The 15492-nt window shown below is 62.9% G+C and carries 13 protein-coding genes; 3 read left to right on the top strand and 10 right to left on the bottom strand.

Going from position 1 to position 15492, the window contains the following annotated elements:
- Nucleotides 1–34 precede the first annotated feature (34 nt).
- The 10 genes from HQ394_RS00355 to rpiB all read right to left on the bottom strand — a co-directional run bounded on the left by HQ394_RS00355 (nt 35) and on the right by rpiB (nt 9893).
- Nucleotides 35–343: an antibiotic biosynthesis monooxygenase family protein gene (locus tag HQ394_RS00355; protein WP_190261535.1), complete on the bottom strand. Its 309-nt coding sequence runs from the start codon at nt 341–343 to the stop codon at nt 35–37.
- Between the two features lie 65 nt (nt 344–408).
- Nucleotides 409–2535, bottom strand: coding sequence for a sodium-translocating pyrophosphatase (locus HQ394_RS00350; protein WP_190261534.1), 2127 nt, complete (start codon nt 2533–2535; stop codon nt 409–411).
- Nucleotides 2536–2788: 253 nt separating this feature from the next.
- Nucleotides 2789–4306 carry a thiamine-phosphate kinase gene (gene thiL / locus HQ394_RS00345; protein ID WP_190261533.1) on the bottom strand — a complete coding sequence of 506 codons (1518 nt, stop codon included), beginning with the start codon at nt 4304–4306 and terminating at the stop codon, nt 2789–2791.
- A complete protein-coding gene (gene ribH, locus HQ394_RS00340) occupies nt 4303–4764 on the bottom strand; it encodes a 6,7-dimethyl-8-ribityllumazine synthase (RefSeq protein ID WP_190261532.1) in 462 nt (153 codons plus the stop codon). Before ribH ends, thiL begins: the two co-directional genes overlap by 4 nt.
- Nucleotides 4743–5888 (bottom strand): 3,4-dihydroxy-2-butanone-4-phosphate synthase, encoded by a 1146-nt coding sequence (gene ribB / locus HQ394_RS00335; protein ID WP_190261531.1) that lies wholly within the window; start codon nt 5886–5888, stop codon nt 4743–4745. Before ribB ends, ribH begins: the two co-directional genes overlap by 22 nt.
- Nucleotides 5885–6478, bottom strand: a complete 594-nt coding sequence (locus tag HQ394_RS00330) for a riboflavin synthase (protein WP_190261530.1) — start codon at nt 6476–6478, stop codon at nt 5885–5887. The genes ribB and HQ394_RS00330 overlap by 4 nt, the downstream gene beginning before the upstream one ends.
- Before the next feature lie 6 nt (nt 6479–6484).
- Nucleotides 6485–7579 carry a bifunctional diaminohydroxyphosphoribosylaminopyrimidine deaminase/5-amino-6-(5-phosphoribosylamino)uracil reductase RibD gene (gene ribD / locus HQ394_RS00325; RefSeq protein ID WP_190263039.1) on the bottom strand — a complete coding sequence of 365 codons (1095 nt, stop codon included), beginning with the start codon at nt 7577–7579 and terminating at the stop codon, nt 6485–6487.
- 37 nt (nt 7580–7616) lie between these two features.
- Nucleotides 7617–8069 carry a transcriptional regulator NrdR gene (gene nrdR / locus HQ394_RS00320; protein WP_190261529.1) on the bottom strand — a complete coding sequence of 151 codons (453 nt, stop codon included), beginning with the start codon at nt 8067–8069 and terminating at the stop codon, nt 7617–7619.
- 33 nt (nt 8070–8102) lie between these two features.
- The gene (gene glyA / locus HQ394_RS00315) at nt 8103–9413 is read right to left on the bottom strand and encodes a serine hydroxymethyltransferase (RefSeq protein ID WP_190261528.1); all 1311 of its coding nucleotides are present in this window, start codon (nt 9411–9413) and stop codon (nt 8103–8105) included.
- A 36-nt stretch (nt 9414–9449) separates the two neighbouring features.
- A complete protein-coding gene (rpiB, locus tag HQ394_RS00310) occupies nt 9450–9893 on the bottom strand; it encodes a ribose 5-phosphate isomerase B (protein ID WP_190263038.1) in 444 nt (147 codons plus the stop codon).
- Nucleotides 9894–10293: 400 nt separating this feature from the next.
- On the opposite strand from rpiB, the gene HQ394_RS00305 reads away from it, so the two are divergent.
- The 3 genes from HQ394_RS00305 (at nt 10294) to HQ394_RS00295 (ending at nt 15350) form a co-directional block, all read left to right on the top strand.
- A complete protein-coding gene (locus HQ394_RS00305) occupies nt 10294–10713 on the top strand; it encodes a MucR family transcriptional regulator (RefSeq protein ID WP_190261527.1) in 420 nt (139 codons plus the stop codon).
- Between the two features lie 169 nt (nt 10714–10882).
- Entirely contained in the window at nt 10883–11113 is a 231-nt protein-coding gene (locus tag HQ394_RS00300) for a DUF4170 domain-containing protein (RefSeq protein WP_190261526.1), read from the top strand.
- A gap of 541 nt (nt 11114–11654) precedes the next feature.
- Nucleotides 11655–15350 (top strand): vitamin B12-dependent ribonucleotide reductase, encoded by a 3696-nt coding sequence (locus HQ394_RS00295; RefSeq protein WP_190261525.1) that lies wholly within the window; start codon nt 11655–11657, stop codon nt 15348–15350.
- The last annotated feature ends 142 nt before the right edge of the window (nt 15351–15492 follow it).

The raw sequence follows: 15492 nt of genomic DNA, 5'->3' as shown, positions 1-15492 counted from the left end.
GGTAAGTGACACCACCACCGCATCGCCGATCGCGCTATCCGCTGGCGTCCTCAGCCTGCATGACTTCGTAAAGTCCCGGAAAGTGCGGAAAGGTTTGTATGTAGGGCTCAACCAGTCGACGGAAGCCTTCGCTGCCGACCACCGCTTCGAAGTGGGCCACGGACTCCCACTCGGCGATGTTCACCAGTTCGAAGCGTGCCCAGGGCACGACCGCCCGATGCATCCGGGTTGAGATAAATCCCGGCTGCACGCGCATGAACGTGGCAACCCGCTCCCAGAAGGCAAGCGCTTCCGCCTGCTTGCCTTCCGGAACGTCGAACGCATTGATCAGGACGACGGACACCCCTTCACTCCCCTTGTGACGGTTCGGTCGCCGCCGACCGGCGGTCGCCTCGACACGACGTTCGCCTAATAATGCGCTAAAATCGCCAGCAACAGCAATGCGACGATGTTGGTGATCTTGATCATCGGGTTGACCGCCGGACCGGCGGTATCCTTGTAGGGATCGCCGACGGTATCGCCGGTGACCGCCGCCTTGTGGGCGTTGGACCCCTTGCCGCCGAAATGACCATCCTCAATGTACTTCTTGGCGTTGTCCCAGGCGCCGCCGCCCGCGGTCATCGAGATGGCAACGAACAGTCCGGTGACGATGACGCCGAGCAACATGGCGCCCAAGGCCGAGAACGCTGCCGACTTGCCGGCGATCAGATTGATGATGACGAACAAGACGACCGGCGCCAGCACCGGGAACAGCGACGGCACGATCATCTCCTTGATCGCTGCCTTGGTCAGCATGTCGACGCAGCGCCCATATTCCGGCTTCGCCGAACCTTCCATGATTCCCTTGATTTCCTTGAACTGCCGGCGAACTTCGATCACCACCGAGGCAGCCGCACGACCGACGGCGGTCATCCCCATCGCACCAAACAGATACGGCAGCAGGCCGCCGAGCAGCAGGCCGACGACCACATATGGATTGGACAGACTGAAGTCGACTGCAATACCGGCGAAATACGGATAGTCCCGCGGATTGGAACTGAAGAACGTCAGATCCTGGGTGTAGGCGGCGAACAGCACTAGGGCGCCCAGGCCGGCCGAGCCGATGGCGTACCCCTTGGTAACCGCCTTTGTCGTGTTGCCGACTGCGTCGAGCGCGTCAGTAGTCTTGCGCACATCGGCATCAAGGTCGGCCATCGCGGCAATGCCGCCGGCGTTGTCGGTCACCGGTCCGTACGCATCAAGGGCAACCACCATTCCCGCCACCGCCAGCATTGCGGTGACCGCGATCGCGATGCCGAACAGGCCCGCCAGCGAATAGGTCATGATGATGGCAATGCATATGATCACCGCCGGGATCGCTGTTGCCTCCATCGAGATGGCAAGCCCCTGAATGATATTGGTAGCGTGGCCCGTTTGTGAGGCGGCGGCGATGATTTTGACCGGACGGAAATTGGTCCCGGTGTAATACTCGGTGACCCAGATGATCAGTCCGGTCACGACGAGGCCAATGATCCCGCATAGGAACAACGACCAGCCGGTGAAGCTGTGACCGCCGGCAACGAGCGGCGTGTCCATGCCGATGACCCAGGAGGTTACCGGCCACAGCGCTACCGCCGACATGACGGCACAGGCAATGAAGCCCTTATACAGCGCCCCCATGATGTTGTTGCTGGCGCCGAGACGGACAAAGAAGGTTGAAATCACCGAGGCGACAAGGCAGGCAGCACAGATCACGAGCGGATAGATCAGGATCGCGCCCATTTCCGGCTTACCATAGAAGAAGATCGATCCCAGCACCATCGTCGCGACGACGGTGACGACGTAAGTCTCGAACAGATCGGCCGCCATGCCAGCGCAGTCGCCGACGTTGTCGCCGACGTTGTCGGCGATCACCGCCGGGTTGCGTGGATCATCCTCCGGGATGCCCGCTTCGAGCTTGCCCACAAGGTCGGCGCCGACATCGGCTCCTTTGGTGAAGATGCCACCGCCGAGGCGGGCGAAGATTGAAATCAGCGAGGCACCGAAGCCGAGTGCCACCAGCGGATCGACCAGATCCCGCCCTTGCGCATCAAGCACAAAAACAAGGAAACCAAAGTACGCCGCAACCGCAATCAGTGCGAGGCCGGCAACCAGCATCCCGGTGACGGCGCCCGCCTTGAACGCAACCGATAGACCACGCGCAAGTCCGTGCCGGGAAGCGTCGGCGACGCGAACATTGGCGCGTACCGATACGTTCATCCCGACATAGCCGGCAGCACCGGAAAGGGTGGCACCAATGGCGTAGCCGACCGCAACTTTCCAGCCGAGCAGGAATAACAGCAGAACGGCGACGACAACACCAACGATACCGATCGTACTGTATTGCCGATTAAGATAGGCGGCCGCGCCTTCCTGCACCGCGCCGGATATTTCTCGCATTCGTGCCGTACCTGCACTGGCACTTAGAACAGATTTACTTGCATATGCCCCATAGGCGAGCGCTACAAGTCCGCAGACGATGACGAACAAATAAACGCCCGAGTAGTCAGCTGCCATGATATCTGGCCCCCTCTTTATCACCGTCGATGGGAGGGCTATCGCTTTCGCTCTCCCGCCTTCAGCGTGGATGTTTGTCGTTTTACCGGAACAGATTGGTAAACATGACAGATGAACACGCCGATCGCAACACACCGACCAAAATACGCCGCTGCTGCACTGCAGCATAAACAGCGTGTCGGTGCTTGTGCATTGCCAGCAACCAATCGAATTGGCTGCCTGAACGGACAGTGAGGTGCCGGAAACGGAAAGACTATTTCTTGCGATTGCAAGAGAAGTGCTCGAAGCCCGTGCTTTCGAGCGCCATCGTCACGCCTGCCACCATCACCCGCACCGGTTCGGCCTCTGGTGGCACTGACGCCGGCCCGATCGTGCCGATGCAGCTAATTGCAACCTCTGCTGCAACTGCGGCCGCATCGATTGCTGCCCGGTTTGCTGCCGGTGCGGTAAAGATCAATTCGTAGTCGTCGCCGCCGGTGAGGATGAGCGAACGTAAGGCCGGAGCGAACTGGAGCACGTGGAGCGCGGCATCGGACAGCGGGATCGCCGTCGCGTCGATCTCCGCCGTCACCCCCGATGCACGGCAGATGTGCGCTAGGTCGGCGACGAGGCCGTCCGATACATCGGCCGCCGCGTGCACCAGCCCTCGCAGGCGAGGACCGAGGGTGACGCGCGGGCGCGGCCAGCGGTAACGATCGATCAGCGTCGCCGCCGCTGCAGTGGCAACGCCCGGTGGCAGCCCATCCGTCGCCAGTCGCAGGCCGAGCGCCGCATCGCCGATGGTGCCGGAAACGAAGATCGCATCGCCGATCCGGGCACCCGTGCGCCTGAGCGCACTGCCTGAGGGAACACGGCCGAGTGCGGTGGCGGTCAGGCAGAGATCGGCAGGAGCCGCGACGGTGTCGCCTCCCAGCAGGCCCTGGCGAAACAGCGGCTGCATCTGCGCCAGACCACGGGCAAATCCGCCCAGCCACGCCTCGCGTCGTTCGTCCGACCAAGCCTGCGGCACAGCCACCGACAGTAGATAGGCCAGCGGCTCGGCCCCCATCGCCGCCAAGTCGGACAGATTGACGCCGAGAAGCTTGCCGCCGACGCTGTCTGCCGGGTCACCCGGCAGGAAGTGCACCGACTCGACAATGGTATCGGTGGTGAGCACGAGGTCGTCTGCAGTACCCACCGCCAGCAGCGCCGCATCGTCGCTCAGCCCCAACGCACCCGGCGCAGTTGCCAGGGGGCGAAAGAAGCGATGGATGAGGTCGAACTCCCCTGACACCGGCGGCCGCCGTCGTCTCAGGGTGTCGCCGGGAGATTGTCGCGGTAGCGCNGCGGCCAGTCGGTCGAGCACCGCATTCACCAGTGCCGGCTCGCCGGAGGAGTAGAACGCGTGCCCCAGGTTGATGTACTCGTTGATGACAACCTTCGCCGGTATCTCCGGCAACGCGCGCAGCTCGTAGGCGCCGGCGCGGAGGATGGACCGCAACAGCAATTCAATCCGTGTCGAGCCCTGCCGGCCTTCGAGGATGGTATCGATGGCGCTGTCCAGATCCTCCGTACTCGCCTGCACGCCTTGGATCAGACGCGTCAGCAGATCCAGGTCGGGTGGCGGCAATGCCTCCATGGCGCCCGACCAGGGCCAACGCTGGCGAAGGAAGTTCTCGAGAATGGTATCCGCCGCGGCGCCCGTAACCTCCATTTCGTAGATGGCCTGGACGGCCGCCAACCGCGCCGCGCTGCGCGACAGCTGGCTACCGACACGCTGCGGCGGCTTCATGGGCGTGCCTGCGACAGCGTCCGCTTGAGTTCGATCATCCGCAGGCATGCGTGGGCAGCATCGGCCCCCTTGTTCTTACGATCGACGGCAGCCCGCGCGATCGCCTGCTCGTAGGTGCGGCAGGTGAGCAGACCAAACCCCAGCGGCGCCGCGAACTGGTAGGAGAGATCCATCAGCCCGCGGCTCTCCTCGCGACAGATGTGCTCGTAATGATCGGTCTCCCCTTCGATGACGCAGCCAAGGGCGATGAAGCCATCGAACCGCCGCGGCGCATCACCTTCAGGCGGTGCATCGAGGGCAAAGCGAATGGCGGCAGGCAGTTCGAAACTACCAAACACCCACTGCCGCTCATAAGTTACATCCGCAGCGTCAAGTACCGCAGCAACACCGGAAAATAACTGATCGGCAAGGTCTTGGTAAAACCGTGCCTCGACGATCAATACGTGGGGCCGAGACATTTGTCACCTTCTGCCGAAATAGCGATCTGTTCCTGGCCAACAATGGATAAACCATACCCCTGTAGACCGACGACGGTCCTCTGTGTGTTCGACAATAGAATCATTTCGCGAACACCAAGATCAACGAGAATCTGCGCGCCGACGCCGTAGTCACGCAACGACCCGGCGTGCTCCTCCGCGTGAACGAGGCGAGCACGAACCCGGTCGGAGAGACTGGCCGCGTACGGCTCGCGAATCAATACGATCACCCCNCGCCCCACCTTGCCGATCATCTCCATCGCATCATGCAACTCGTTCGCCTTGCCGCTGCGCGCATCGCCCAGGATGTCGTCGAGAACATGCAGCGCGTGCATGCGCACCAGGATCGGACCTTCGTCAGCAAGATCGCCCTTCACCAGCGCCAGATGCTCGGCGTAGGCAACACGATTGATGTAGACGTAGAGGCGGAAGGCGCCGCCGTAGTGGCTGTCGAAGGCAGCTTCGAGCAGGCGATCAACGATGCGATCGTGGCGCAGACGGTAGGCGATCAGATCGGCGATGGTAGCCACCTTGAGCCCATGGCGGCGGGCAAACAGCAGCAGGTCCGGCGTCCGCGCCATCGTCCCGTCGTCGTTCATGATCTCGCAGATGACGCCCGAGGCGTTGAGGCCGGCAAGACGAGCAATATCCACCGCCGCTTCCGTGTGCCCGGCGCGCACCAGGACGCCACCATCGCGCGCTTCCAGGGGAAACACGTGCCCAGGCGAGACCAGATCGTCACCACCCTTGCCGGGATCGATCGCCGCGGCAACCGTCCGCGCCCGATCCGAGGCGGAAATGCCGGTGGAAACGCCTTCGCGCGCTTCGATGGAGACGGTGAAAGCGGTCTCGTGCCGCGAGGTATTGCGCCTGGGCATCAGCGGCAGCTTCAACTCCGCCACCCGCTGCCGGGTCAATGCCAAGCAGATCAGCCCTCGCCCGAAGCGGGCCATGAAATTGATCGCATCCGGCGTTGCCATCTGCGCCGGAACAACCAGGTCGCCTTCGTTTTCACGGTTCTCGTCATCGATCAGGATGAACATCCGTCCATTGCGGGCGTCTTCGATGACGTCCTCGATCGGTGACAACTCCAAAGCTTCGTTCACGCCGAATCCGTCCCAAGTTGGCGGGCCACGTAGCGGGCCAGCAGATCGACTTCGAAATTGACCAGATCGCCCGTTCGATTGCTACCCAGCGTCGTCACGGCAAGCGTGTGCGGAATGATGTTGACGGTGAACGTGGTGTCGAGCACCGCGTTCACCGTCAGTGAAATGCCGTCAAGCGCCACCGATCCCTTTGGCGCGAGGTAGCGGGCAAACCGCGGCGGCACGCGAAAGGTAAAGCACTTCGACGCTCCGTCGTCTTCGATCGTGGCGATAAGGGCGGTGTCATCCACGTGCCCGCTGACGATATGGCCGCCAAGTTCGTCGCCCAGACGCAGCGCCCGTTCGAGGTTGATGCGGGTACCGACGGACCAGTCGCGCATGGTGGTTCGCGCCAGTGTCTCGCCCGAGGCGGTCACGGCAAACCAGTCCACCCCCGTCTCGATCACGGTCAGGCAAACGCCGGAACAGGCAATGGAGGCTCCGAGCGGCACGGCGGACAGATCAAAATCGGTGCGAAAGCGAAACCAGCGATCCCCTTGCTCGCGAATTTCCTCCACTTCACCAATGTTAGTTATAATACCAGTAAACATTCATTTCTACTGTTCAAGTCTATCGTACGTTTCGACGATATCGCAGCCGACCTGATGGACGCTGTCGCGGCGAAACTGATGCGCATCAATCAGGCGCTCGACCTTCGCATCCGCTATCGCTGGTCGTCCACCCGATCCGATGATTTTCGGTGCATGGAACCAAGCGAGCCGATCTACCAGACCGGCCTTCAGGAAGGAGGCCGCGAGCACTCCACCACCTTCGATGAGCACACGCGTAAGACCACGGTCGGCCAGGGTGTGGGCAATGGACACCGGATCTAATTGGCCGCCGGCGTCCCTGTCCACCCCTATCAGCGTCACACCAGGCGGAAGCAACGCCGGCAATAGCGGCCAGTTCGCGCGCGAGTCACTGTCAGTCCCGCTCAGCACCCAAGTGGGATAGGTCGCCGCCGTCTGCATCAGTCGGCTTGCCGAGAGGACGCGGCGGCGGCCATCGGCGACAATTCGCAACGGCGATCGCGGTGCCAACCCCGGCAGCCGACAGGTGAGGTCTGGGTCATCCTGCACCGCCGTTTCGCTGCCGATCAGCACCGCGTCGTGGCTGGCGCGCAGCCAATGGGCCCGTGCCCGCGCCTCGTCGCCGGTGATCCAGCGACTCTCGCCGCTGCCGGTGGCAATACGACCATCCAGCGTCGAGGCAACCTTGAGCGTAAACATCGGCCGCCGCGCGGTGATGCGAAGGATAAAGCCATGGTTCAGCCGCTTCGCCGGCGCTGCCAGCAGACCAACCGACACCTCGACACCGGCGGCACTGAGGGCGGCGATCCCGCGCCCGGCAACGCGCGGATCCGGATCTTCGATCGCGATCACCACCCGCCGCACCCCGGCGCTCAAGAGCGCATCGACGCAGGGCGGCGTGGCGCCATGATGCACGCAGGGCTCCAGGGTGACGACCGCGGTGGCGCCGCTTGCCAAATCGCCGGCGCGGGCAAGCGCTTGCGTCTCCGCATGCGGACGCCCNCCTGGTTGCGTCCATCCTCTGCCCACGGGCTGGCCGTCGCGGACGATCAGGCAACCGACCGTCGGATTGGGCCAAGTTTGTCCGAGTCCACGCTTGGCAAGACTGAGCGCCGTTTGCATGAACTCGTGCATGTCGTCGGCCGGCGAGCCCCCGCCGTCAGCGATCACTGAGGCTTTCCACGAAATCCTCGAAATCCTTGGCCTCGCGGAAATTCCGATAGACGGAGGCAAAGCGGACGTAGCCCACCTGATCGAGCTGGGCCAATTGTTCCATGGCCATTTCACCGATGACCTTCGACGGAATCTCCGATTCCCCCAGCGTCTCCAGCCGGCGTTGAATGCTGTTGACCACGCGCTCGATGCGATCGTCATCCACCGGCCGCTTGCGGAGGGCGATCCGGAGCGATCGCAGCAGCTTCTCGCGATCGAACGTCGTCCGTTCGCCGTTCTTCTTGATCACGGTCAACTCGCGCAGATGCACCCGCTCGAACGTGGTCCAACGGGCGCCGCACGCCGGGCAGTAGCGTCGGCGGCGAATGGCCGCGTGGTCTTCAGTGGGGCGCAGATCCTTTACCTGGGTATCGTCATGGCCACAGAACGGACACCGCATGCCCCACTCCTCACACGCTCACAGCTCACACACTCACAGCGACGGGTAGATCGGAAAGCGCCCACACAGCGCCAGAACTTTCTCGCGCACCGCCGCTTCCGCGTCGGCGTTGTTGTCAGGGTTGCGAATCAGCGAGTCGAGAACCTCGGCGATCATGTCGGCGATGCGCTGAAATTCCACCGGTCCGAACCCNCGGGTGGTTCCCGCAGGTGTGCCGAGGCGGATCCCCGATGTTACCGCCGGCTTTGCCGGATCGAAGGGAATGCCGTTTTTGTTGCAGGTAAGGTGCGCGTGGCCAAGGCTGGCCGCCGCTGCCTTGCCGGTGAGTTGCTTGGAGCGCAGGTCAACCAGCATCAGATGCGTATCCGTACCGCCGGAGACGATGTCGAACCCGCGGGTCTGCAATTGCAGCGCAAAGGCGCCGGCATTTTCCACCACATCGGCGGCATAACGACGGAATTCCGGCCGCAACGCTTCGCCGAAGGCCACCGCCTTGGCGGCAACNACGTGCATCAGCGGCCCACCCTGCAGGCCGGGGAAGACGGCAGAGTTGATTCGCTTGGCGAGATCTGGATCCTGGGTGAGAATCAGACCGCCGCGCGGACCACGCAACGTTTTGTGCGTCGTCGATGTGACTACATGCGCGTGCGGGAACGGGCTCGGGTGCGCACCGCCCGCCACCAGCCCGGCGAAGTGCGCCATGTCCACCATCAGGTAGGCATCGATGCTGTCGGCGATGGCGCGGAAGCGGGCAAAATCGATGATCCGCGGATACGCCGAGCCACCGGCGATGATTAGCTTGGGCCGATGCGTTTCCGCCAGTCGCTGCACTTCGTCGTAATCGATCCGCGAGTCGTCGCGGCGGACGCCGTACTGGACCGCATTGAACCACTTGCCAGACAGCGCCGGCGCCGCGCCGTGGGTCAGGTGACCACCAGCGGCGAGCGACATGCCCATCACCGTGTCACCCGGCTGCAGCAGGGCAAGGAACACCGCAGTATTCGCCTGCGCTCCCGAGTGCGGCTGGACGTTGGCGAATTCGCAGCCGAAAAGGGCGCGAACGCGACTTTCCGCCAGCGACTCGGCAATGTCTACGTATTCGCAACCGCCGTAATAGCGTCGACCCGGATAACCCTCGGCATATTTGTTGGTGAGGACCGAGCCTTGCGCCTCCAGTACTGCACGCGACACGATGTTTTCGGACGCGATCAGTTCCACGTGCTGCTGCTGCCGCACCAATTCCTGCCGGATTGCCGCGAAGAGCTCGGGGTCGGCATCCTCCAGCCGCGCCGAAAACATCCCTTCGTCGGTCAAAGCCTCCCCGCGCCTGACGGCCGTTGTCATGTCCTTCGTCTCCCTAGAGATCTGTTTGCGTGCGGATCAGACCGGATTAGCAAGTTTCTCGATCCGCGGACAATGGCGCCCGCCGTCGAACTCGGTTTCGAGAAAGATGCGCAGGCAGTCCCGAGCTACCTCCGCTCCGATCATCCGTCCACCGAAACATATGACATTGGCGTCGTTGTGCTGCCGTGCCAGTCGCGCCCCCAGTGCGTCATGCACCAGCGCGGCGCGGACATCCGGAAAGCGGTTCGCTGCCATCGATATGCCGATGCCGCTGCCGCAGACCAGAACTCCGCGCACTGCTTGTCCCGCCCGCAAGGCGTGAACGAGCGCGTAAGCCATGTCCGGGTAATCAGCCCGCTGACCGTCACCGGATCCCAGATCTAAAACCGGATGCTCAAGCGCCCGGAGTTCCTCTGCCAGCAACATTTTCAACTCATAACCGGCGTGATCGCTCGCGACAGCCACCGGGTCCTTCGCCACCAACCCCACCGCATCCTCGAAGCGTAATGTATTGATTTTAGACTGCTGCGCCTATACCACATATCGCCGCGCATGACTAGGTCGCCACAAGCTATCGCCGAATTTGGCAAAGCGACCGCGCCCGCCTGTCTTACCCACCTCATCTCCCTCCACGGCAAAGTGCCTTCATCCACCAACGTGATCAGGCAACAAAATGACCCTGGATGGCATGTCACCTGATCGGGGGAAAAGTTCAACCAATTGCCTTGGCGATTAGAGCGACAAACTGCGACTTCGACGCGGTGAGTGGGCAGAACCAGGGATCGAATACTGCGAATGTCTTTAAACACCCTTGACAACGACGCGACATAGCATGCTAGAAGTAAGTCGTTTCAATTAGCGTTTTTTTGGTGGCGGCATCATGACTGATACGGCAAGCGACAAGGTAACACGCGATGACCTCCTGCGCATGGCGGTTGATGTCGTCGCCGCATATCTGAGCAACAACCAAGTATCCACCACTCAGATACCTGAAATAATCAATAGCGTTTTCAACTCGCTGACTTCTCTGGAAGTCGAGACTGTTGAAGTGATGACCGAGTTGCCCAAGCCGGCAACGACCATTCGCAAATCAGTCACTCCAGAATATCTGGTCTGTCTTGAAGACGGCAAGAAACTAAAGATGCTTAAGCGGCATCTCAGGACCAATTACAGCATGACTCCTGAAGATTACCGCGCCAAATGGAACCTGCCTCCCGACTATCCTATGGTTGCGCCGAATTACGCCCGGCAGCGGTCGGAATTTGCCAAGAAAATCGGACTTGGCAAGAAGGACGGTTAAACGGCTGCCCCCAGATCGTCTAGAGCGGGCTTAACCCGCTTTTGCCATCGGTCGAGTGCTGGTGCCAATCGTCTGTTTATCGTTTCTGTTCATTTTTGGGTGTTGCTGCATAACCCTTTCGTGTTGGGTGTTGTTGGCGCTTTACCTTTAACCTTGGAAAAACACAGTGATGGAAAAGCAGCTCCTGCACCTGGTTTTCGGTGGCGAGGTCGCAGACCCGCGCGGTCAGGATTTTGTCGACACGGCGGCTCTCGATGTGGTTGGCATCTTCCCCAGCTACGCTGAAGCGCTCAAGGCGTGGCGCGCGGCAAGCCACCGTAATGTGGACCACGCCCATACCAAGTACGTCATCGTCCATCTGCATCGCCTGATGGAGCCGGACGAGGACGAGGGCGCTTAGCTCGCATCGCTCGTCATCGACTGGAGCGACTGGTTGGTGCCGCAGATCGAAGATCTGCTGAGGCCCTGTTGGGTATGTGGGCCGGTTATCAAAGGATACCGTCTCTGGTCTTGATGCAGCCAGACGTGCCGATGACTGCCGGCTGACTTGGCTCTCCTGCCGGTCCGCCCTGGATGTCCACGGACGTCGGCCGTTCCCCCTTTGCCTGCAAAAAGTCAAATGCGCGCTCGCGTGTGATCCATATACCGGCGCCGGATCGGTGCGCTACAGCACCAGCCTCGCGGCTGGCGCCGGCGCGCTCGACCCGCATCGGCCTGTGATCGGCTCGCTCAACGCGCTTAGCTGCCCCCTGTATGGGGGTTATGCACAATATGCGGTAAGTTGGCCGCCAGGCTAGGACAAAATGTCGTTGCCTGAACACTGACATCAAGGTATGGTCCTAACTCTGAGCAGGGCCCCATGATGTTGTGGCTGAGTGGCTGCCGTCGGTCGCTTCCCCAACATGGCCAGACAGCAAAACAGGCAGAGAAACGGCGTAGACATGAAGATAGCGCGGCTGTTCACCGATCCGGACCGTTCCCCCTACGCCAGCATCGAGTTTCGCACCGGATCAAGCGAGATCCGCAATCCCGATGGCTCGGTCGTCTTCCGCCAGGAGCAGTTGGAAGTTCCGNCCGCCTGGTCGCAGGTCGCCTGCGATGTGCTGGCGCAAAAGTACCTGCGCAAGGCCGGCATCCCCACCCAACTCTGCGCGGTGGAGGAGAAGGGCATGCCGGCATGGCTGTGGCGGCACACGGGCGATGCGGCCGCGCTGGCTCAACTGCCCGAGGCCGCCCGCGCCGGCGGCGAGCAGAGCGCCAAGCAAGTCTTCGACCGGATGGCCGGCACCTGGACCTATTGGGGCTGGAAGGGCGGCTACTTCGATACCGCCGCCGACGCGCGCGCCTTCCATGACGAACTCTGCTTCATGCTGGCGACCCAGAAAGCCGCCCCCAACTCACCGCAATGGTTCAACACCGGGCTGCACTGGGCCTACGGCATCGACGGTCCGGCGCAGGGTCACTACTACGTCGATGAGAGCACCGGCGAGGTGGCAGCGTCGGAGTCAGCCTACGAGCGGCCGCAGCCGCACGCCTGCTTCATCCAGAGCATCGACGACGATCTGGTCAACGAGGGCGGCATCATGGATCTGTGGGTCCGCGAAGCACGCCTGTTCAAATACGGTTCAGGCTCGGGAACCAACTTCTCCCGTCTGCGCGCCGAAGGCGAGCGGCTGTCGGGCGGCGGCAAGTCCTCGGGGCTGATGAGCTTCCTGCGCATCGGCGATCGGGCGGCGGGCGCCATCAAGTCCGGCGGCACCACCCGACGGGCGGCGAAGATGGTGGTCGTTGATATCGACCATCCGGACGTGGAAGCCTTCATCGGCTGGAAAGTGCGCGAGGAACAGAAGGTTGCCGCCCTCGTTGCCGGCTCGCGGATGGCCGAACGCCGACTGGCGGCGGTGCTGGCCGCCTGTTTGAGCGGCGACGGCGATGGGCGCTTCGATCCCGCCCGCAATCCGGCGTTGAAAAAGGCGATCCGCGCCGCCCGGCGCAGCATGATCCCCGAGGCGATGATCCAGCGGGTGCTCGAACTCGCCCGCCAGGGCCAGCGGGAGATCAGCTTCCCGGTGTTCGATACCGATTGGGACTCCGAGGCCTATCTCACCGTCGCCGGGCAGAACGCCAACAACAGCGTCCGCGTCTCCGACGCGTTCCTCGACCAAGTGCGCAAGGATGGCGACTGGGAACTGACCCGGCGCACCGACCACACGGTGGCCAAGCGCCTGCGCGCCCGCACCCTGTGGGACAGCATCGCCTATGCGGCCTGGAGCTGTGCCGATCCGGGGCTGCAGTTCGATACCACCATCAACGCTTGGCATACTTGCCCGGTCAGCGGCCGCATCAACGCCTCGAATCCGTGCTCCGAGTACATGTTCCTCGACGACACGGCCTGCAATCTCGCCTCGCTCAACCTGGTCGCTTTCCAACGCGAGGACGGCAGCCTCGATGTGGATGCCTTCGCCCACGCGGTGCGGCTGTGGACGATGGTGCTCGAAATCTCGGTGATGATGGCGCAGTACCCCTCACGCCGGATCGCCCAGCTTTCCTACGAATTCCGCACCCTCGGTCTCGGCTTTGCCAACATCGGCGGCTACCTGATGGCCGCCGCCATCCCTTACGATTCGGTGGAGGCGCGGAGCATTGCCGCGGCGATCAGCGCCCTGATGTCCGGCACCGCCTATGCCACTTCGGCGGAGATGGCGCGTGCGTTGGGCGCCTTCCCCCGCTTCGAGGAAAATCGGGCGGCTATGCTGCGGGTGATGCGCAACCACCACCGGGCAGCGCATGGCGCCCGCAATGGCTACGACGACCTGTCGACGCCGCCGGTGCCGCTGGAAGCGATCCATGTTCCGGACCGGCCGCTGGCCGTCGCTGCTGCCGCCGCCTGGGATCAGGCGCTCATCCTTGGCGAAGCCTACGGTTTCCGCAACGCGCAGACGACGGTGATCGCGCCCACCGGGACCATTGGCCTAGTCATGGACTGCGATACCACCGGCATCGAGCCTGATTTCGCCCTGGTCAAGTTCAAGAAGCTGGCCGGTGGTGGCTACTTCAAGATCATCAACCGCCTCGTTCCGGCAGCGCTGGCGCGGCTCGGCTATGACCGCGACAGCATCGACGACATCATTCGCCACGCCGTCGGTCACGGCACCCTGGCTGGCTCGCCCGCCATTGATCATGCCGCACTGCAGCGCTGCGGCTTCACCGATGAGGCGATCGGCACCGTCGAAGCCGCCCTCGCCGACGCCTTCGACATTCGCTTCGTCTTCAATCGCTGGACCCTGGGCGAGGCCTTCTGCAGCGAGCGTCTCGGCATCACCGTCGAACAGCAGGCCGCCCCTGGCTTCTGCCTGCTGAGCGCGCTCGGCTTCGCCCGCAGCGAGATCGATGCCGCCAATAATTATGTCTGCGGCACGATGACGCTGGAGGGTGCGCCCGGCCTGCGGCCGGAGCATCTGCCCGTCTTCGATTGCGCCAGCGCCTGCGGCCGCACCGGCACCCGCTCGCTTTCGGTGGAAAGCCACATCCGGATGATGGCGGCGGTGCAACCTTTCATCAGCGGTGCCATCTCGAAGACGATCAACATGCCGCACGCCGCCAGCATCGACGACTGCAAGCACGCCTACCTGCTCGCTTGGCAACTGGGTCTGAAGGCGACGGCTCTCTACCGCGACGGATCGAAACTGTCCCAGCCGCTGTCGGCGGCGCTGTTCGAAGACATCGATGACGATGCCGACGAGGCGATCGAGGACGTGCTGCAGCAGCCGGCGGCCCTGCAGGCGGAGCGAATCACCGAACGGGTGATCGAGCGAGTGGTGGCCCGGCCGCAGCGCCTGGGGCTGCCGAACCGGCGCAAGGNNGGCTACACCCAGAAGGCCAAGGTGGGCGGTCACAAGGTGTATCTGCGCACCGGCGAATACGAAGACGGCCGCATCGGCGAGATCTTCATCGACATGCACAAGGAGGGCGCCGCCTTCCGCAGCCTGATGAACAACTTCGCCATCGCCATTTCGATCGGCATGCAGTACGGCGTCCCGCTTGAAGAGTTTGTCGAGGCCTTCACCTTCACCCGGTTCGAGCCGGCCGGCATGGTGGAAGGCAACGACTCGATCAAGATGGCGACGTCGATCCTCGACTACATCTTCCGTGAACTCGCCGTTTCCTACCTTGGCCGCTTCGACCTCGCCCACACCGTCCCCGACGATCTCCACTTCGATACGGTCGGGAATCCGTCGTCGGCATCACCGGCCAGTCGCGAGGTGGAGGACGACCCGATTCCGGTGGTGACCCGCTTCGCCAGCCGCGGCTACGTCCGCAACCGCTTCAAGGTCTACCAGGGCTCGCGCAGCGGCAGCAGCAGCGAGGTGGTGGCGAGCGAAGCGAGCAGCGAGAGCTTTACCAGCGTTGCCGTGAACAGCAATAGCATCGCCCTCGCCCGCGACGAGACGGCCTCCCTCGCCTTCGCTGCGGCCGAACCGGGTGACCCGCGCGCCGCCCAGGCGGAACTCGCCCGGCTTGCCAAGCTGCAGGGCTACGAGGGCGACTCCTGCAACGAGTGTGGTAATTTCACGTTGGTTCGTAATGGCACCTGCCTGAAATGCATGACCTGCGGCTCGACTACCGGATGCTCCTAGGATCGACGCTCTGCCTCTGCCGGTCCCTCCCGGCCACCTTGGGCCGTGCTGCGGTGTTTGCCTGCGCCGCACACGGCCCGTCCTTGCCGGCATAGGCGGCGCATGGACGGCTACCGCCTGTCACCGCCGCTCTGGCAGCACG

The sequence above is a fragment of the Defluviicoccus vanus genome, assembly GCF_014672695.1.
In the GTDB taxonomy this organism is placed as follows: domain Bacteria; phylum Pseudomonadota; class Alphaproteobacteria; order Rhodospirillales; family Defluviicoccaceae; genus Defluviicoccus; species Defluviicoccus vanus.
Note: the sequence above shows the minus strand (reverse complement) of the source record. Positions and strands in the feature narration are given on the sequence as shown.